17 protein-coding genes are annotated in these 18,794 nt (G+C 74.7%); 14 read left to right on the top strand and 3 right to left on the bottom strand.

What is annotated here, in order from left to right; genetic code table 11:
• Positions 1–6: 6 nt before the first annotated feature.
• Positions 7–798: a transglutaminase-like domain-containing protein gene (locus EDD26_RS09050; RefSeq protein ID WP_123697421.1), complete on the top strand. Its 792-nt coding sequence runs from the start codon at positions 7–9 to the stop codon at positions 796–798.
• Positions 799–937: 139 nt separating this feature from the next.
• On the opposite strand, the gene EDD26_RS09055 is transcribed toward EDD26_RS09050, so the two are convergent.
• The gene (locus EDD26_RS09055; protein ID WP_123697422.1) at positions 938–1,555 is read right to left on the bottom strand and encodes a superantigen-like protein SSL4; all 618 of its coding nucleotides are present in this window, start codon (positions 1,553–1,555) and stop codon (positions 938–940) included.
• A 62-nt stretch (positions 1,556–1,617) separates the two neighbouring features.
• On the opposite strand from EDD26_RS09055, the gene argS reads away from it, so the two are divergent.
• Positions 1,618–3,276: an arginine--tRNA ligase gene (argS, locus tag EDD26_RS09060; RefSeq protein WP_123697423.1), complete on the top strand. Its 1,659-nt coding sequence runs from the start codon at positions 1,618–1,620 to the stop codon at positions 3,274–3,276.
• A 139-nt stretch (positions 3,277–3,415) separates the two neighbouring features.
• Here argS and EDD26_RS09065 read toward each other — a convergent pair whose 3' ends face one another.
• Together EDD26_RS09065 and EDD26_RS09070 are read right to left on the bottom strand one after the other, a co-directional pair.
• Positions 3,416–5,137 (bottom strand): NAD(P)/FAD-dependent oxidoreductase, encoded by a 1,722-nt coding sequence (locus EDD26_RS09065; RefSeq protein WP_123697424.1) that lies wholly within the window; start codon positions 5,135–5,137, stop codon positions 3,416–3,418.
• 97 nt (positions 5,138–5,234) lie between these two features.
• Positions 5,235–5,930: a DNA-3-methyladenine glycosylase gene (locus EDD26_RS09070; protein ID WP_123697425.1), complete on the bottom strand. Its 696-nt coding sequence runs from the start codon at positions 5,928–5,930 to the stop codon at positions 5,235–5,237.
• A 181-nt stretch (positions 5,931–6,111) separates the two neighbouring features.
• Between EDD26_RS09070 and lysA the strand changes: the two genes are divergently transcribed.
• The 12 genes from lysA (at position 6,112) to EDD26_RS09130 (ending at position 18,732) form a co-directional block, all read left to right on the top strand.
• Entirely contained in the window at positions 6,112–7,500 is a 1,389-nt protein-coding gene (gene lysA, locus EDD26_RS09075) for a diaminopimelate decarboxylase (protein WP_123697426.1), read from the top strand.
• Entirely contained in the window at positions 7,497–8,789 is a 1,293-nt protein-coding gene (locus tag EDD26_RS09080; protein ID WP_123697427.1) for a homoserine dehydrogenase, read from the top strand. The genes lysA and EDD26_RS09080 overlap by 4 nt, the downstream gene beginning before the upstream one ends.
• Before the next feature lie 9 nt (positions 8,790–8,798).
• Positions 8,799–9,869 (top strand): threonine synthase, encoded by a 1,071-nt coding sequence (gene thrC, locus EDD26_RS09085; RefSeq protein WP_123697428.1) that lies wholly within the window; start codon positions 8,799–8,801, stop codon positions 9,867–9,869.
• Complete coding sequence (thrB, locus tag EDD26_RS09090; protein WP_245989827.1) at positions 9,866–10,834, top strand: homoserine kinase; 969 nt, start codon at positions 9,866–9,868, stop codon at positions 10,832–10,834. Before thrC ends, thrB begins: the two co-directional genes overlap by 4 nt.
• Positions 10,835–10,975: 141 nt before the next feature.
• Positions 10,976–13,132 carry a transcription termination factor Rho gene (gene rho, locus EDD26_RS09095; RefSeq protein ID WP_123697429.1) on the top strand — a complete coding sequence of 719 codons (2,157 nt, stop codon included), beginning with the start codon at positions 10,976–10,978 and terminating at the stop codon, positions 13,130–13,132.
• A gap of 1 nt (position 13,133) precedes the next feature.
• Positions 13,134–14,213, top strand: coding sequence for a peptide chain release factor 1 (prfA, locus tag EDD26_RS09100; RefSeq protein ID WP_123697430.1), 1,080 nt, complete (start codon positions 13,134–13,136; stop codon positions 14,211–14,213).
• 4 nt (positions 14,214–14,217) lie between these two features.
• Positions 14,218–15,459, top strand: coding sequence for an MFS transporter (locus EDD26_RS09105; protein ID WP_123697431.1), 1,242 nt, complete (start codon positions 14,218–14,220; stop codon positions 15,457–15,459).
• A gap of 288 nt (positions 15,460–15,747) precedes the next feature.
• The gene (locus tag EDD26_RS09110; protein WP_123697432.1) at positions 15,748–16,893 is read left to right on the top strand and encodes a ScyD/ScyE family protein; all 1,146 of its coding nucleotides are present in this window, start codon (positions 15,748–15,750) and stop codon (positions 16,891–16,893) included.
• 40 nt (positions 16,894–16,933) lie between these two features.
• Complete coding sequence (locus tag EDD26_RS09115; RefSeq protein WP_123697433.1) at positions 16,934–17,176, top strand: PLDc N-terminal domain-containing protein; 243 nt, start codon at positions 16,934–16,936, stop codon at positions 17,174–17,176.
• A 7-nt stretch (positions 17,177–17,183) separates the two neighbouring features.
• A complete protein-coding gene (locus tag EDD26_RS09120; RefSeq protein ID WP_123697434.1) occupies positions 17,184–17,645 on the top strand; it encodes a P-loop nucleotide/nucleoside kinase family protein in 462 nt (153 codons plus the stop codon).
• A gap of 83 nt (positions 17,646–17,728) precedes the next feature.
• Positions 17,729–18,319, top strand: coding sequence for a carboxymuconolactone decarboxylase family protein (locus EDD26_RS09125; RefSeq protein WP_123697435.1), 591 nt, complete (start codon positions 17,729–17,731; stop codon positions 18,317–18,319).
• Positions 18,320–18,342: 23 nt separating this feature from the next.
• Entirely contained in the window at positions 18,343–18,732 is a 390-nt protein-coding gene (locus tag EDD26_RS09130) for a hypothetical protein (RefSeq protein WP_123697436.1), read from the top strand.
• Positions 18,733–18,794 lie beyond the last annotated feature (62 nt).

Below are 18,794 nucleotides of genomic sequence, written 5' to 3' on the forward strand. Positions count from 1 at the left end.
AGGCCTATGCGCACCGCCCATGCAGCCTTCACGATGAACCTCGTGGGGGACACCGACGTCATCCTCCTCGTGCTGCCGGCCGCCGACTACGCGTCCGCCGATCGCATCTCGGTCACCGTCGACGGGGCGCCCGTCGACTGGCGCACCCTGCCCGCCGCCCACGACACCAGGGAGCTCGTCTTCACCGCGCCGGCGGGCACGCTCGCCGTCGACGTGCAGACGAGCGTCGGCGGCTCGCAGCGCCCGGTCGACGAGGGCGATGCCGCGCGCTACCTCGAGGACTCGCGCTACGTCGAGGCGAGCGCGCTGCGGGGCTTCGTCGAGGAGCGCTTCGGCCGCGCGACGGGCTTCGACGCGATCGCCGCCATGCGGCAGTGGATCGCGCGCGGCTTCACCTACTCACCCTCGCTGTCGGCGATGGACGACTCCGCCGTCACGACGCTCGAGAAGCGCGGCGGCATGTGCCGCGACTACGCGCACGTCATGATCGCGCTCGCGCGCGCGGCCGGCATCCCGGCGCGCTACGTCGGCGTCTACGCGCCGGGGCTGCGACCGCCGGACTTCCACGCCGTGGCCGAGGTGCACATCGACGGGCAGTGGTGGGTCGTCGACGCGACGGGCCTCGCGCCGCGCGGCAGCCTCATCCGCATCGCGACGGGCGCGGATGCGCTCGAGACGGCGTGGGCGACGACGAGCGGCAACCCCGTGCTGCTGCAGTCGCTCACGGTCGAGGCGGGCGACGACGATCTGGCGCCGGACGCGGTCGACGACCCGACGCAGCGCATCCGGATCGCCTGACCCCGCCCCGCTCGCGCGGGGTGGTCACGACGCGCCGTGGCCGACAGCCGGAGTGGTCACGACGCGCCGGGAGCGAGGCCTCCGCCGCGGCGTGTCGTGACCACCCAGGGTCGACCAGCCTGCGCGGGGGAGGTGCGGGTCAGTCGAGGTTGTCGGCGACCTGGTCGATGACCGGCTGCGCGTCCTGCGCCTGGTCGAAGTACTGCGAGGCGACCGCGACGATCGCACCGCCCTGCGGCGAGGTCGCGACCCCCATGTCGCCGACCGACTCGAAGGCCGGGGCCGCGAAGCCCGCAGCGTCGGTGAGCACGCCGATGAGCAGCCGGTCCATGCCGGTCACGTGCTGGTAGGCGCACACGGTGCCGCCGGCGTCCGCGACGTCGTCGATCGCGCCGGGCAGCGAGCCCTCGTCGCTCGACGGCGCGAAGTTCGGGTTGAACTCGTACAGCTGGTCGGCCGTGTAGACCTCGCTGCAGTCGAGGTCGCCCGCGACCGGCGGCGTCGTCGGCAGCGCGGTGCCGGTGGGCGCGGGCGTCGGGGTGGGCGACTCGGGCTCCGACCCGGGCGTCGTCTCGGACGCGCTCGGCGTCGGCTGCGGCTGCGGCTGCTCGGAGGCGCTCGACGACGGCTCGGGGGCGTCGGAGGACTCGCTCGGGGCGAGCGCGCCGGGCTGGCAGCCGGTGAGCGCGAGGGCCGTCGCCGCCGCCACCACGGCGACCGGGAGGAGACGGCGGAAGCGCAGGCTGGAGCTCGACATGGGCCCAGGGTACGGGCCGCCACCGGCGTCGTGGCGACGCCGCGCGGACTACGATCGACCCCATGCAGCCTTCCGATCTCTCGCTCGCCGTGCTCGCCGCCGTCCGCTCCGCGGTCGCTCGACGCGCGGCCGACGTGGAGGTCAGCGAGGGCGACATCGTGCTCGAGCGCCCCCGCAACCGCGACCACGGCGACTGGGCGACGAACGCCGCGATGCGCTTCGCGAAGCGCGTCGGCGTCCCGCCCCGCGAGCTCGCCGACGACGTCGCCGCGACGCTGGCCGAGGTCGACGGCATCGAGCGCGCCGAGGTCGCCGGACCGGGCTTCATCAACCTGACGATCTCGGCGGGCGCCGCCGGCGAGCTCGCCCGCACGATCGTCGAGGCGGGCGACGCCTACGGCGCCGGCACCGCGCTCGCGGGCGTGCGCATCAACCTCGAGTTCGTCTCGGCGAACCCGACCGGCCCCATCCACATGGGCGGCACCCGCTGGGCCGCGGTGGGCGACAGCCTCGGCCGCGTGCTCGAGCGCCAGGGCGCCGAGGTCACCCGCGAGTACTACTTCAATGACCACGGCGCGCAGATCGACCGCTTCGCGAAGAGCCTCGTCGCCGCGTTCAAGGGTGAGCCGACGCCGGAGGACGGCTACGGCGGCGCGTACATCGCCGACATCGCCCGTCGCGTCGACGACTCGTACGACGGCGACTTGCTCGACCTCGACGACCAGACCCTGCAGGAGACGTTCCGCGAGCACGGCGTGGCGCTGATGTTCGACGAGATCCGCCGGGACCTGCACGAGTTCGGCGTCGACTTCGACGTCTACTTCCACGAGCACCAGGTGCAGTCCGACGGCTCCGTCGACCGTGCCATCGAGGTGCTCCGCGAGCGCGGCCACGTGTTCGAGGAGGACGGCGCGATCTGGCTGCGCACGACGACCTTCGGCGACGACCGCGACCGCGTCGTGATCCGCTCGAACGGCCAGCCCGCGTACTTCTCCGGCGACCTCGGCTACTACCAGAACAAGCGCGACCGGGGCTTCGACGAGTGCATCATCATGCTCGGCGCCGACCACCACGGCTACGTCGGCCGCATGATGGCGATGTGCGCCGCGTTCGGCGACACCCCGCACGTGCACCTCGAGCTGATGATCGGCCAGATGGTCAACCTCATCCGCGGCGGGCAGCCGGTGCGGATGTCGAAGCGGGCCGGCACCATCGTCACGATGGAGGACCTCGTCGAGGCTGTCGGCGTCGATGCCGCCCGCTACTCGCTCGTGCGCTCGAGCGCGGACACGCCGCTCGACATCGACCTCGAGCTGCTGACGCAGCGCACGAACGACAACCCCGTCTACTACGTGCAGTACGCGCACGCCCGGATGTCGGCGGTCGCGCGGAACGCGGAGGCCGCGGGCGTCGACCGGAGCGAGTTCGACCCGTCGCTGCTGTCGCACGAGACGGAGTCAGCCCTGCTCGGCGCGCTGGCGGACTTCCCGCGCGTGCTCGCGCAGGCGGCGGAGCTGCGCGAGCCGCACCGCGTCGCGCGGTTCGCCGAGGAGCTCGCCGGGCTCTACCACCGCTGGTACGACGCCTGCCGCGTCGCGCCGCAGGGCGACGAGCCGGTCGGTGCGCTGAACCGCACCCGACTGTGGCTCAACGACGCGACGGGCCAGGTGCTGCGCACCGCGCTCACGACGGTCGGGGTCTCGGCGCCGGAGCGGATGTAGCCGCCTCCTCCTCTGCTGATCGAGGGGCACCGCGAAGCGGCGCGTATCGAGATCATGACTCGCTCGGTCGGGGGTGGTCTCGATACGCGCGGGCCTCCGGCCCGTGCTCCTTCACCAGCGGCACTTGACAGCGCGGTGGTCAGCCGCCCGCGATCGGCCCGAGGTGCTTGTGCACCGACGAGATGACCACCGAGCCCTCGCCGACCGCCGAGGCGACGCGCTTCACCGAGCCGCGCCGCGCATCCCCCACGGCGAAGCAACCAGGCACCGACGTCTCGAGCAGCGTCGGCTCCGTGCCCGGCGCCCCGAGCCACGCTCGCCGCCCGCCCTCGGCGAGCACCTCCGGCCCGGTGATGACCGACCCCCACTGATCGCGCAGCACCTCGGGCGGCAGCCACTCGGTGTGCGGCCTGGCGCCGATGGTGATGAACACCGCGTGCGCCGGCACCTCGAACCGCTCGCCTGACCCGGTCCGCTCCAGCACCACGCGCTCGAGCCGGTCCGCGGAGGCGGCGCTCGCGTCGACCACCCGCGCGCCGGTGACGAGCCGCACGCCAGCGGCGTCGAGCTGGTCGATGAGGTAGCGCGACATGCTCGCGGCGAGCCCCTCGCCGCGCACGACGATCGAGACGGAGCCCGCGTAGCGCGCGAGGTGCAGCGCCGCCTGGCCCGCGGAGTTGCCGCCGCCCACGACGAGCACGTCGCGGCCCGCCTGCGCGCGCGCCTCCACCGACGAGGCGCCGTAGAAGACGGACGCGCCGACGAACGGCTCGAGCCCGGGCGCCGCGAGCCGCCGGTAGGTGACGCCGGTCGCGAGCACGACCGACCGTGCGCGCACCGTCTCGTCCGGGGCGACGTCGAGCTCGAAGACCTCCCCGACGCGCATGCCCGCCACGCGCCGGGTGTGGCCGAACCGCGCGCCGAACACCCACGCCTGCTGGTAGGCCCGCTGGGCGAGCTCCGCGCCCGAGACGCCGCGCGAGAAGCCGAGGTAGTTGCGGATCAGCGAGCTCGACCCGGCCTGCCCGCCGATCGACTCGACCTCGAGCACGAGCGTCTCGAGCCCCTCGGAGGCGGCGTAGACGGCGGCCGCGAGCCCGGCGGGCCCAGCGCCGACGACCGCCACGTCGACGACGCCCGACGGCAGCGCGGTGGTGAGGCCGTGCGCGCGCGCGAGCTCGGCATCGCTCGGATCGACCAGGATGCGCCCGGCCGGGGTGCGCACGAGCGGCGCGCCCGCTGCCGCGGACTCCGGGGCCTCCACGCCCGCCTCCTCCAGCAGCGCGATCGCGTCGGCGGAGTCGGGGGCGAGGTGGTCGGCCGGCACGCCGCTGCGGTGGAGCAGCCGGCGCAGCTCGTGCGTGCGCGGCCTCGCGCCGTCGCCGATGACCGTGAAGGCGCGATGGCGCTTGCCGACCGACGCCTCCCACTCGCGCAGGAAGTCGGTGACCGCTCGGTGGAACGACTCGTCGGGGGAGTGCGTCGGCCGCACGACGTAGTAGTCGATCTGCAGGTGCGTCATGAGCTGCAGCACGGCATCCGCGGTGCGCCGGTCGGCCCACGAGCCCCACTCGATCACGTAGCCGCGGCGCACGTCGGGGAACGCGCGCCGCGCCGCCGCGAAGACGTTGTCGTGATCGCCGACCGGCGATGCGTCATCGGCGAGCACGAGGGCGATGTCGCCCCCTGCTGCCCGCAGCTCGTCGAGCGCCGCGACGCCGTCCGCCGGCCCCTCCGCGCTCAGGATCAGGTAGTCCTGGGCGTAGCGCCGCTCGAGCGGCTCGAGGAGGGCCTCCCGCACGTCATCATCGGCGGCGACGACCAGGATCGCGGTCGACGGGCTGGACGGGTTGGCCTCCATGGGCGCTCCTCGGGATCCGCACGCGCGCGGCGGCCGGGCCGCCTCGCGGCGAGTGTAGCCCCGGCGCTCCTGGCCCCTCAAGGCATCGCTTGCGCGGCTATGCGCGCCGTCGCGGCGTCGCGGGGCGGTACGCCGAGACGCTCGGCTCGCCCGGCATCCAGTAGCGCCACGGGTGGGCGATCGCGTCGCCGCCCGGCCCGCTGACGCCGACGCGCGGTCCGGTGGCATGGGGCACGGATGCCGCAGCTGGCACGAAGGACCACGCGCCCCGCTCGGCGGACCCGGCCGCGCTCGGCCCGGCCGGCGTGGCATCCGAGAGCGTCGAGTCCGCGAACGTCGCATCCGAGAGCGGCGCCGCGTCGTCCGCGAGCGTCGCGCCGAGCGCCTGCGCGACGTTGCCGGGACCGCGGGCGAGCTCGCCCGTCGGCGGCGACGCGCGCCGCGCCGAGCGCCGCTCGAGGGCGAGCGCGCGACCCTCGACGACCTCCCCGGCCCGGACGAGCACGCCCCAGCCCGAGCCGGCCGGCCCGGCCACGATGTTCACCGCGTGGTGCATGCCGTAGGTGAAGTAGCAGTAGACGTGCCCGCCCGGCCCGAACATCGTCGCGTTCCGCTGCGTCATGCCGCGGAAGCTGTGCGCGCCGGGATCGTCGGCGCCCCGGTAGGCCTCGACCTCGGTGACCCGCAGCGCGACCGCGCCCGCGGCATCCGCGCGGCGCAGCACGCCGCCGAGCAGCAGCGGTGCGAGCTCGAGCGGGTCGCGCTCGAACCACGACGGGGGAGGAGTCGGCACGCACGCCACCGTAGGGCACGGCGCTCACAGGCCGGCCCGGGCTGCGGACGGGCCGGCCGCGGCGGCGGAGCCGCCATGCGCGGCCTCATAGGATGGGGAGCAGCGCCACAAGCGCCGTCGCCGCCAGCGCTCCCAGCCCACCGGAGCGCGAGCCCCATGAACCACACACGGACGGAGTCCCGTGCCGCATCCGCTCGCCCCCCAGCTGCTCGACGCGGGCGACCCGAACGCGCTCGCCGACGGCGTCTGGCCCGCCGGCGCGGAGCGCGTCGACGGCGCCGTGCGGATCGGCGGCGCCGACCTCCGCGAGGTCGCGCAGGCGCACGGCACCCCGTTCCTGCTCGTCGACGAGGCCGTCGCGCGCGACCGTGCGCGGCGCATCCGCGACGCGTTCGAGGCCGCGTTCGACCAGCGGGGCGTCGACGTCTACTACGCCGGCAAGGCGCTGCTGACGGCCGACGTCGCCCGCTGGATGCGCGCCGAGGGGCTGCGCATCGACGTGTGCACGGGCGGCGAGCTGACGATCGCGCTGCGCGCCGGCGTCGAGCCCGAGGCCATCGGCTTCCACGGCAACAACAAGGGCTTCGCCGAGATCGAGGCGGGCGTCGCCGCGGGTGTCGGCACCTTCGTGCTCGACTCCGCGATCGAGGCGGAGCGGGTCGCGGCCGCCGCCGAGCGCGCGGGCCGCGTGCAGCGCGTGCGGCTGCGGATCTCCGTCGGTGTGCACGCCTCGACCCACGAGTTCCTCGCCACGAGCCACGAGGACCAGAAGTTCGGCGTGTCGGTCGGCGAGGCGCCGGCGCTCGTCGCGCGCATCCGCGAGCTGCCGAGCCTCGAGCTCGTCGGCCTCCACACGCACATCGGCTCGCAGATCTTCGACGCGAGCGGCTTCGCCGAGTCGGCGCGCCGCATGCTCGCGCTGCACGCCGAGCTGGGCGCCGACGCGCCGCTGCCCGAGCTCAACCTCGGCGGCGGCTTCGGCATCGCCTACACGGGCACCGACCGGCCGGAGCCGATCGAGCAGATCGCGCAGTCGCTCGCGGATGCCGTGCGCGCCGCCGCCGACGAGCTCGGCGTGCCGGTGCCGCGCATCGCGATCGAGCCGGGCCGCTGGATCGTCGGCCCCGCGGGCATCACCGCCTACACGGTCGGCACCGTGAAGCCGGTGCACCTGGACGGCGGCGTCCGCACCTACGTCTCGGTCGACGGCGGGATGGGCGACAACCCGCGGCCGGCGCTCTACGGCGCGCACTACTCGGCGCGGATCGCCGATCGCGCCTCCGACGCCGCCCCGGCGCTCGCCCGCGTCGCCGGCCACCACTGCGAGTCGGGCGACATCGTCGTCGACTCCGAGTGGCTGCCCGCCGACGTCGCGCCCGGCGACCTGCTCGCGGTCGCCGCGACCGGCGCCTACTGCCACTCGCTCGCCTCCAACTACAACGCGACGCCCCGCCCGCCGGTGCTCGCCGTGCGGGACGGCGCCGTGCGCGTGCTCGTGCGCCGCGAGTCGATCGACGACCTGCTCGCCCGCGACGCGGGACTCGACGCAGCGACCCCAGGAGACGCATGAACTCGTACCGCAGCCTCCGCATCGCGCTGCTCGGCGCCGGCAGCGTCGGCTCGCAGGTGGCCCGCCTGCTGCTCGAGCACGCCGACGAGCTGGCGGCCCGCGTGGGCGCGCCGCTCGAGCTCGTGGGCATCGGCGTGCGCGACGTCGACGCGCAGCGCGACGTCGACCTGCCGCGGGAGCTCATGACGAGCGACCTCGGCACGCTCGTCGCGAGCGCCGACATCGTGGTCGAGCTGCTCGGCGGCATCGAGCCGGCCCGCACCCTGCTGCTCGACGCGCTCGCCTCCGGCGCCGACGTCGTCACCGCGAACAAGGCGCTGGTCGCCGCGCACGGCCCCGAGCTCTTCGACGCCGCCGAGATCCTCGGCGCGCAGGTTGCCTACGAGGCGGCGGTCGGCGGCGCGATCCCGATCATCCGCCCGCTCGAGCAGTCGCTCGCGGGCGACCGCGTGACGCGGGTGATGGGCATCGTGAACGGCACGACGAACTTCATCCTCGACCGCATGCACACCGAGGGCTCGTCGCTCGCCGACGCGCTGCGGGTCGCGACCGAGCTCGGCTACGCCGAGGCCGATCCGACCGCCGACATCGAGGGCTTCGACGCCGCGTCGAAGGCGACGATCCTGGCGTCGCTCGCCTTCCACACCTCGGTGCCGGGTGCGCTCGTGCACCGCGAGGGCATCACCGGCATCACGGATGCGATGGTCGCGCAGGCGGAGCGCACCGGCCGCGTGCTGAAGCTCGTCGCCATCTGCGAGCGCCTGCCCGGCGAGGGCGGCGACCGCGTGTCGGCCCGGGTGCATCCCGTCTCGCTGCCCGCGACGCATCCGCTCGCCGCCGTGCGCGAGGCGAAGAACGCGATCTTCGTCACCGCGGAGGCGGCGGGCGACCTCATGTTCTACGGCGCGGGCGCCGGCGGGCCCGAGACGGCCTCCGCCGTGCTCGGCGACCTCGTCTCGATCGCCCGCCGCCACGTGCTGGGCGGCCCGGGTGCCGCGTCGTCGACGCACGCCGACCTGCCGATCGCCCCCTTCGGCGACGTGCTGGCGCGCCACGAGCTCGCGCTCACCGTCGCCGACCGGCCGGGCGTGCTTGCCGCGGTCGCGGGGCTCTTCGCCGAGCACGGCGTCTCGGTCGAGTCCGTGCGGCAGGACGCGCGCGAGGCGCACGCCTCGCTCGTGCTCGGCACCCATACCGCGAGCGAGGCGCGCATCGCGTCCGTGCTCGACGCGCTCGAAGCGCACACCGACGTGGAGCGGATCGACAGCGTGATCCGACTCATCGACTAGGAGGCAGACATGGCGAACCAGTGGCAGGGCGTGCTCCGCGAGTGGGCCGACACGCTCGGCGTGACGGATGCGTCGACGGTCGTGACGCTCGGCGAGGGCGGCACCCCGCTCATCGAGTCGAGGGCGCTGTCGACCATGACCGATGCCCGCGTGCTCGTGAAGTTCGAGGGGCTGAACCCCACCGGCTCCTTCAAGGACCGCGGCATGACGGTCGCGGTCTCGCGCGCCGTGGAGCGCGGCGCGAAGGCCGTCGCGTGCGCGTCGACCGGCAACACCTCGGCGGCGGCTGCCGCCTACGCGGCCGCGGCCGGCATCCAGGCGATCGTGCTCGTGCCGGAGGGCCGCATCTCGATGGGCAAGCTCGCCCAGTCGGTCGTGCACGGCGCGCGCATCGTGCAGATCCGCGGCAACTTCGACGACTGCCTCGAGATCTCGAAGGAGCTCGCCGACCGCTACCCGGTGCACCTCGTCAACTCGGTGAACGACGACCGCATCGAGGGCCAGAAGACGGCGGCGCTCGAGATCATCGACGTGCTCGGCGACGCGCCCGACATCCACATCATGCCGGTCGGCAACGCCGGCAACATCACGAGCTACTGGCGCGGCTTCTCCGAGGCCGAGACGGCCGGCACCGCCACCAGGCGCCCGCGCATGATCGGCTTCCAGGCCGCCGGCGCCGCGCCGATCGTGCGCGGCGAGGTCGTGCGCGACCCCGACACCGTCGCCACCGCGATCCGCATCGGCAACCCCGCCTCATGGCAGCAGGCGCTCGCCGCCCGCGACGAGTCCGGCGGCTACATCGGCGCCATCGACGACGCCGACATCCTGCGCGCCCAGCGGCTGCTCGCCTCCTCGACGGGCGTCTTCGTCGAGCCGGCCTCGGCGATCTCGGTCGCGGGCCTGCTGGAGCGGCACGCCGCGGGTGAGATCCCCGCGGGCGCGACCGTGACGCTCACCGTCACGGGCCATGGCCTGAAGGACGCGGCGTGGGGCCTCCGGCTCGAGGACGGCTCGGACGCCACGCCCGAGTCGGCCGACGCCGACACCGTGCAGGTCGCGCAGATGCTGGGCCTCGCGTGACGGCCGCCGACGCGACGGGCGTCACCCCTCCGGCCGGCGTGCCGGTGGGCCGCCGCGTGCACGTGCGCGTGCCGGCGACGAGCGCGAACCTCGGCCCGGGCTTCGACACGCTGGGCCTCGCGCTCAACGTGCACGACGAGCTCGAGGTCGAGGCGACCGAGTCGGGCGTGCGGGTCGACGTCACGGGCGTCGGCGCGGGGGAGGTGCCGACGGATGAGACGAACCTCGTCGCGCGCGCGCTCCTGCACGTCTTCGACCGGGTGGGCGTCGTGCCTCCGGGCATCGCCATCACCGCGACGAACAGCATCCCGCACGGCCGCGGCATGGGCTCCTCCGGTGCCGCGATCGTCGAGGGCGTGCTCGCGGCCAAGGGCCTGCTCGAGGGCGTCGTCGACGTCAGCGACGAGGACGTGCTGCGCTACGCGACCGAGCTCGAGGGCCACCCCGACAACGTCGCCCCCGCGATCTTCGGCGGCCTCACCATCGCGTGGGTCGACGAGACGGGCCCGCGCCACAAGCAGCTCGCCGTGCACCGCGGCGTCTCGCTGCTCGTCGCCGTGCCCGAGGCGACGATGTCGACCACCCTCGCGCGCAGCCTGCAGCCGACCGAGGTGCCGCACGCCGATGCCGTCTTCAACCTGTCGCGATCCGCGCTGCTCGTGGCGGCCCTGACGCAGAGCCCCGAGCTGCTGCTCGACGCCACCGAGGACCGGCTGCACCAGATCTACCGGGCGAGCGCGATGCCCGAGACGAGCGCCCTCGTCGCGGCGCTGCGGGCCGCCGGCCACGCGGCCGTCGTGTCGGGCGCCGGCCCCTCGGTGCTCGTGCTCGCGAGCGACCCGGCCGCCCGGCTGGAGGCCGCCCGCATCGTCGAGGATCGGCCGGAGGCGTGGCACGCGCGCCTGCTGGCCGTCGACATCCGCGGTGGTACAGTGGAGCCCGTCCCCAGCACCGCTGCGGCCTAGCCGCGCGAGGGGACATTCTGACTCCTCTCTCCGCATTCTGAATGCGCCCGACGTCCGCACCGCGGCCGTGAGCGCAGCGGGAGACGTGGTCCCACGCCCGCGAGCATCGCGCGCGGGCCGACATCGAAGGAGCACTCGCCCATGACGAGCGAGATCATCGACAGCATCCCGACGTCTGACGACGCCGCTGTCGCGCAGACCACCAGCCCCGACGCCTCGACGTCCGCACAGGCCGAGGCGCCCGCGCAGACCGCGCCGAAGCGCCGCTCGCGCCGCGCGACGTCGTCGTCCGTGGCCGAGCAGGCCGAGGCGCCCGCCCAGGCTGAGCCGACCGCCGAGCCGGCGCAGGCCGAGCCCGCGCAGGCCGAGCAGGCCCAGGCCGAGGCGCCCGCCGCCGCCCCGGCCGAGGGGGCCGCCCCCAAGCGCCGCGCACCGCGCCGGTCGAAGACCGCCGCCGCTGCCGAGGCACCTGCTGCTGAGGCGCCCGCCGCCGAGGCGACCGAGACGCCCGCCGAGGCCGACGCCATGCATACCGAGGCCGCAGCGACCGACGAGGCCCCCGCCGACGAGGTGCCCGCCAAGCGCGCGCCTCGCGCCCGCTCGAGCCGCTCGCGCGCCAAGTCCGGCGCGCCCTCCGACGAGCAGCCGGCACCGCAGCCCGACGCTCCGGTCGCCGAGACGACCGGTGCGGAGGCGACGGACGCGCGCGACGGTGACCGCGCCGACGCCGACCGCACCTCCGACGACCGTACTTCCGGCGACCGCACCTCCGACGACCGGGCCGCCCGTGCGCGCGCTGCCGTCGTCGAGGTCACCGCCGACGAGCGCTCCGACGACCGGGACGGCGCTGACGAGCGCGGCCAGGACCAGGGCCAGGGCGACGCCCAGGGCGAGGGCCAGCGCGAGGGCGGCTCGCGCCGTCGCCGCAGCCGCGGCAAGGGCAGCCAGCAGGGCCAGGACGAGCAGCCGCAGCAGGACGACGACGAGGGCCGCCGCGGCCGCGGCCGTGGCCGCGGTCAGCAGGGCCAGCCCGGCAACCAGCCCCAGCAGCAGCCGCAGGCCGACGCCGACGGCTCGCGCCGCAGCCGCGGTCGCGACCGCACCCGGGGGCGCGTGCAGGGCGACGAGTTCGAGGTGCACGAGGACGACGTGCTGCTGCCCGTCGCCGGCATCCTCGACCTGCTCGACAACTACGCCTTCGTGCGCACCTCCGGCTACCTGCCCGGCTCGAACGACGTCTACGTCTCGCTCGCGCAGGTCAAGAAGCACGGCCTCCGCAAGGGCGACGCCGTCGTCGGCGCGATCAAGCAGCCGCGCGAGGGCGAGCAGCAGCAGTCGAACCGCCAGAAGTTCAACGCGCTCGTGCGCGTCGACTCGGTGAACGGCCAGTCGGTCGAGGACGCGCTCACGCGCGTCGAGTTCTCGAAGCTCACGCCGCTCTACCCGCAGGAGCGCCTCCGCCTCGAGACGACGCCGAACAAGCTCTCGACCCGCGTCATCGACCTCGTGTCGCCGATCGGCAAGGGCCAGCGCGGCCTCATCGTCTCGCCGCCCAAGGCCGGCAAGACGCTCGTGATGCAGGCCATCGCGAACGCGATCGCCGAGAACAACCCCGAGGTCCACCTCATGATCGTGCTCGTCGACGAGCGCCCTGAGGAGGTCACCGACTTCCAGCGCACCGTCAAGGGCGAGGTCATCGCGTCGACCTTCGACCGGCCCGCCGAGGACCACACGATCGTCGCGGAGCTCGCGATCGAGCGTGCGAAGCGCCTCGTCGAGCTCGGCCACGACGTCGTCGTGCTGCTCGACGGCATCACCCGCCTCGGCCGCGCCTACAACCTGTCGGCACCGCCGTCGGGCCGCATCCTCTCGGGCGGCGTCGACTCGAGCGCGCTCTACCCGCCGAAGAAGTTCTTCGGTGCCGCGCGCAACATCGAGCACGGCGGCTCGCTCACGATCCTCGCGACCGCGCTCGTCGAGACCGGCTCCAAGATGGACGAGGTCATCTTCGAGGAGTTCAAGGGCACGGGCAACATGGAGCTGCGCCTCTCGCGCAACATGGCCGACAAGCGCATCTTCCCCGCCGTCGACGTCAACGCCTCCGGCACGCGCCGCGAGGAGATGCTCATGGGCGTCGAGGAGACGAAGGTCATGTGGAAGCTCCGCAGGGCGCTCGCGGGCCTCGACACCCAGCAGGCGCTCGAGCTCGTGCTCAAGCAGCTGAAGGAGACGCAGTCGAACGTCGAGTTCCTCATGAAGGTCTCGAAGTCGGTGCCCGGCCAGCACGACAAGGACTGACATGTTCGAGTCGGTCTCGGGCCTGCTTGCCGAGCACGCCGACCTCGAGCTGCAGCTCGCCGACCCGGCGCTGCACGCCGACGCGGGTCGTGCGCGCCGGGTGAACCGGCGGTACGCGGAGCTGAGCCAGATCAAGGTCGCGCACGAGCGCTGGCGCGCGGCGGTCGACGACCTCGCCGCCGCCCGCGAGCTCGCGCGCGAGGACGAGGCGTTCGCCGAGGAGGTGCCGTCGCTCGAGGCGGCGGCCCACGAGACCGAGGAGCGGCTCCGCAGGCTGCTCATCCCGCGCGACCCGGACGACGGCCGCGACGTGATCATGGAGGTCAAGGGCGGCGAGGGCGGCGAGGAGTCGGCGCTGTTCGCGGCCGACCTCGTGCGGATGTACTCGCACTACGCCTCGGCCCGCGGCTGGAAGATCGAGATGCTCGAGTCGACCGCGAGCGACATGGGCGGGTTCAAGGACGTGCAGATCGCGTTCAAGGGCTCGTCGAGCGACCCGTCCGAGGGCGTCTGGGCGTCACTGAAGTACGAGGGCGGCGTGCACCGCGTGCAGCGCGTGCCGGCGACCGAGACGCAGGGCCGCATCCACACCTCCACCACCGGCGTGCTCGTCTTCCCCGAGGTCGACGAGCCCGAGGAGGTCGCGATCGATCAGAACGACCTCAAGATCGACGTCTACCGCTCGTCGGGCCCGGGCGGCCAGAGCGTGAACACGACCGATTCGGCGGTGCGCATCACGCACATCCCGACCGGCATCACCGTGTCGATGCAGAACGAGAAGAGCCAGCTGCAGAACCGCGAGGCCGGCATGCGCGTGCTGCGCGCGCGCCTGCTCGCGAGGCAGCAGGAGGAGCGGGATGCGGCGGCGTCCGACGCGCGCCGCAGCCAGATCCGCGGGATGGACCGGTCGGAGCGCATCCGCACCTACAACTTCCCCGAGAACCGCATCGCCGACCACCGCACGGGCTACAAGGCGTACAACCTCGACGCCGTGCTCGACGGCGCGCTGCAGCCGGTGATCGACTCGTGCATCCAGGCCGACGAGGAGGCGCAGCTCGCTGCCCTCGCGGGCGACGCCTGACCGGATGACCGACGCCGCCCGGGACCGACGCGGTCTCGGCGCGGCGTTCTGGCGCTTCTGGAGCGTGGAGGTCGCGACCGAGACGGCGATCGGCCTCGCGGTGATCGCGCTGCAGACGATGGTCGTGCTCGACCTCGGCGGCGGCGCCACGGAGGTCGGCTGGCTGTCGTCCGCGCGCTTCCTGCCGTACGTGGTGCTCGGGCTGCTGGTCGGCGCGATCGTCGAGGGCTTGCGGCGCCGCACGGTGATGCTCGTGAGCGACGTGCTGCGGGCGCTCGTGCTCGGCGGTCTCGCGATCGCCTGGCTGTCCGGCGGCGGGTCGCTTTGGGTGCTGCTGCTCGCTGCCGTGCTGCTCGGCGCCGCGAGCCTCGTCAACGACGCCGCGTCGCAGGCGTTCGTGCCGCGGCTCGTCGACCGCGAGCGGCTGCTGCCCGCGCACCAGCGGCTCGATGCGGGGTCGAACGCGGCGCAGTCGGCGGGACCGGCGATCTCGGGTGTCGTCATCGCCTGGCTCGGCGCTCCGGTCTCGCTGCTGCTCGCGGCTGGCGCGCACCTCGTCTCGGCGGTGGTGCTCGCGACGCTGCCGCCAGATGCGCGCGCAACGCGGCGCGAGCGCGGGCTCGGGCGCTCGATCCTCGACGGGCTGCACTTCGTCCACCGGCATCCGCGGCTCGGGCCGCAGGCGCGCTGGACGCACGTGTGGTTCCTCTGCAACGGCGCCGCGATGACGCTGCTCGTGCCGCTCGTGCTCGTCGACCTCGACGCGGGGCCCGGCGGGCTCGGGCTCGCGCTCGGCGTGCTCGGTGCGGCCACGCTCGCGGGCACCGCGCTCGCCGGGCTCGTCGCAGGGCGGCTGGGCTTCGCGCGCACGATCATCCTCGAGCGGTCGCTGCTGCCGTTCGCGTGGGCGGTGGTCGCGGCGGCCGCGCTGCTCGCGCTGCCGGAGGGCGGCGGACTCGCGCTCGTGCTGACGGGGCTCGCCGCGGCCGGCGTCGCGATGGGCCTGTCGAACCCGAGCGAGATGGCGCTCCGCCAGCGGGCGACGCCCGATCGCATGCAGGCGCGCATGAACGCGACGATGCGCACGGTCAACCGCGCGATGGTCGTCGTCGCCGCCCCGCTCGCGGGCGTGCTCGGCGACGCCATCGGCGTCGGGCCGGCCCTCGCGATCGTCTGCGGCGGCTTCGCCATCGCGGCGATCGGGCTCGCGGCGTCGCCGATCGCCCGCGGTCGCACGGCTCGATAGCCTCGCCCCTCGCTCCGCCGACCGAGCCGGTCCGCGCGCCCCTTCTGCTGGTCGAGCCGGTCCGCGCGCCCCTGCTGGTCCAGCCGGTCCGCGCGCTTCGCGCGCTGATCGAGTCGAGACCATCCGCTCTGCTGTGCCGGTGGTCTCGACTCGCGCGGCTCGACCAGCGGGTGGCGCTGCGCGGCTCGGCCCTCGCCCCGCCGAGATGGGGGCTTGTCGTGCCGCCGGGTCAGGCGGACGCTGGTGCGCGGCGGCATCCCGCCGCGTGCGTGATGAAGAGGAGCCCCCATGTCTCGCAACCTCCGATCCAGGGCGACCGCGGCGGCGGCCGCCGCGGTCCTGGGTCTCAGCCTGATCGCCGTCGCCGGCGCTCCCGCCTACGCCGGCGGCCACTCCGATGACGACGTCGTCACGGTGGCGACCGGGCTCGACAACCCCAGGCAGCTCTCGCTCGGGCGGGGCGGGAGCCTCTACATCGCGGAAGCAGGCGTCGCGGACGCGTGCGCCGCCATCCCGGGCGTCGACCCGGCCTTCCAGGTCTGCGGCCTGACGGGTGCCGTCACCGAGGTGCGGCGGCCCGACCACCGCCGCGCCGAGCAGCGGCAGGTCGTCACCGGGCTGCCGACCATGACATTCAACGGCGAGGTGGTCGGCGCATCCGACGTCGCCGTGCGCGGCAACCGCATCGAGGTGCTGATCGGCGGGATGACCGGGGCAGCGACGGCGCGCGCCGACCTGCCCGCCGAGTACGCGGCCTTCGGCACCCTGCGCTCGGCGCGGATGCGGTGGACTCCGCTCACCGGCGCCGATCTCAGCCTCGTGGCCGACATCAACGCGTTCGAGGTCGCGAGCAACCCCGACGGCAACGTGCCGCCCGACAGCAACGCGACCGGCTTCGTCTCGCTCGGCGACGGACGCTGGGCGGTCACCGACGCGGGCGGCAACGCGCTGCTGCGGGTGGGCCGCGGCGGCGAGCGCACGGTCGCCGTGTTCCCGAACGGCGACCCGGTGCCGAACCCGTTCGGACCGGGCGAGGTGAGCCCGCAGGCGGTGCCCACCGACGTGGCCGTCGGTCCCGACGGCGCCTACTACGTGTCGCAGCTGACGGGCTTCCCCTTCCCGACCGGTGGCTCGACGATCTGGCGCGTGACGCGCGACGGGCAGGTCTCGGCGTACGCGACGGGCCTCACGATGGTGACGAGCCTGGCGTGGAAGGGCGACACCCTGTACGCCGTGCAGCTCGACGACGAGAACTTCTTCGACGGGCACGTCGGGTCGCTGCGCGCGGTGACGCCGGGCGGATCCGTGCACGAGGCGGTCGTCGACGGCCTGTCGGCGCCGTACGGGCTCGCGATCCGCGGGCACTCGGCGTACCTGACGATCGATTCGATCTCACCCGGCGAGGGCTCCGCCATCCGGGTCGACCTGCGCTGAGCCGAGCGGCGGCGAGCGCACCGCGAGATACGCTCGCCGCATGCTCCCCGAGGTCGCGAACCCGCTGCTGCCCACGGGCTACGACGTCGTCTGGACGGTCGTGGTCCTGGCGCTGCTCGCGCTCGCGGCGGTCGCGATCGTGCAGGTGCTGCGCGAGCGGGCGCTCTCGGGGCTCGGCGCCGTGGTGTGGCTGCTCGTCATCCTCGCGCTCCCGGTGCTGGGCGCCGTCGCGTGGTTCGTGCTGCGCCCGCGCCGCGCCGCCGGCCGCCTGCCGAGCCTCTAGGCCGCGCATGGCGCAGGTGACGCTCCTCTGCGGGCCCGCGGGCGCCGGCAAGACGACGATCGCGCGCGAGCTCGAGGCGGGCGGTGCGCTCGTGCTCTCGTTCGACCGAGAGGCCTGGGCCCGCGGCGTGCACGACGGCGCCTTCACGCCCGAGCTGATGGCGGCGATCGACGCCGACCTGCACGCCCGCCTCGTGCACGCGGTCGAGGCAGGGGAGCGGGTCGTCGTCGACGGCTCGCTCTCGGCGCGCTGGGTGCGCGACGCCTGGCGCGAGCGCTGCGACGCGATCGGCGCCGAGCACGAGCTCGTCGTCGTGCGCGCCTCGATGGCGTCGCTCGCCGCGCGCGTCGCAGGGCGCGAGGCCGGGCCGGAGTCGGTGCTGCTCGAGCAGGACGCGCTCGCGGCGTTCGTGGCCGGCTTCGACTGGCCGGGCGACGACGAGCCGCACCGCGAGGTCCGCACGGATTGACGCCGCCAGCCCGGGCTCGCCTGGACGCTGCCGCCCCGCGCGGCTAGCCTGGCGCGCATCCGGTGCGACCGAGGAGGCACGTCATGGGCACAGGGGGCTTCCTCGCAGAGCCAGAGCCGAGCGAGGCGGTCGAGGCGACGTACGCCGCCGACATCGCCGACGACGGCTACGTCATGAACCTCACGCGCGTGTGGGCGCAGGCGCCCCCGGTGCAGGATGCGTGGTCGGCGCTCTCGGTCGAGGCGGCCGAGACCGCGGGACTCACGTTCCGGCAGAAGGGCATCGTCGTGACCGCGCTCGCGGCAGCGATGGGCGACGCGTACTGCTCGCTCGCCTGGGGCACGCGCCTCGCGAGGGCGAGCGACGCGCCGACCGCGCGCGCGGTGCTCGACGGCACGGACGAGGGCCTCGACGACGACGAGCGCACGATCGCCGCGTGGGCGAGGCAGCTCGTGCGCGACCCCAACGGGACGACCGCCGCCGACGTCGATGCCCTGCGCCGGGCGGGCTTCGACGATCGGGCCATCCTCGGCCTGACCGCCTACATCGCGGCGCGCATCGCGTTCTCGACGGTCAACGATGCCCTCGGCGCGATCCCGGACGCGGAGCTGCGTGCCGCCGCGCCGCCGGCGGTGCTGGATGCCGTCACCTACGGACGGGCCGCGACCGCCTGATCCGCCCGTGCCAGGATGGCGCCATGGACGTGCTCCTCACGTGGCTCGGCTCCGCGCTGCTGGCTGCCGGAGCCGTCGCGATCGCGGTCGTCGTCCACGCGATCGGCCTCGGGCGCATCGCGCCGTCGCCGGCGCTCGGCCTGCCGGGCAAGCGGCTGCGCGCGGATGCGCCGACCTACCGGCGCACCCACCGCGCGGCGACGCCGCTCACCTGGCTCACCGCATCCGTCGCCGCCATCGCAGCGCTCGGCGCGCTCGCCGCGGGTGCGGCTGCGGGCATCGAGGAGTGGGCGGTGCTCGCCGTGCTCGCCGCCGTCGTGCTCGCGGTCGGGCTCGCGCTCGCCACCTGGCGCGCGCACTCGGCGCTCGGCGACGACGCGCCCGGCGACGTCGACGGCCGCCCAGCCGACTGAGCGGCCGCGCGCTCGCGCCGGCTCAGCGCTGCGTGTCGGGCTGCTGCGGCAGTGTCGCGACA

The organism is Agrococcus jenensis (assembly GCF_003752465.1).
In the GTDB taxonomy this organism is placed as follows: domain Bacteria; phylum Actinomycetota; class Actinomycetes; order Actinomycetales; family Microbacteriaceae; genus Agrococcus; species Agrococcus jenensis.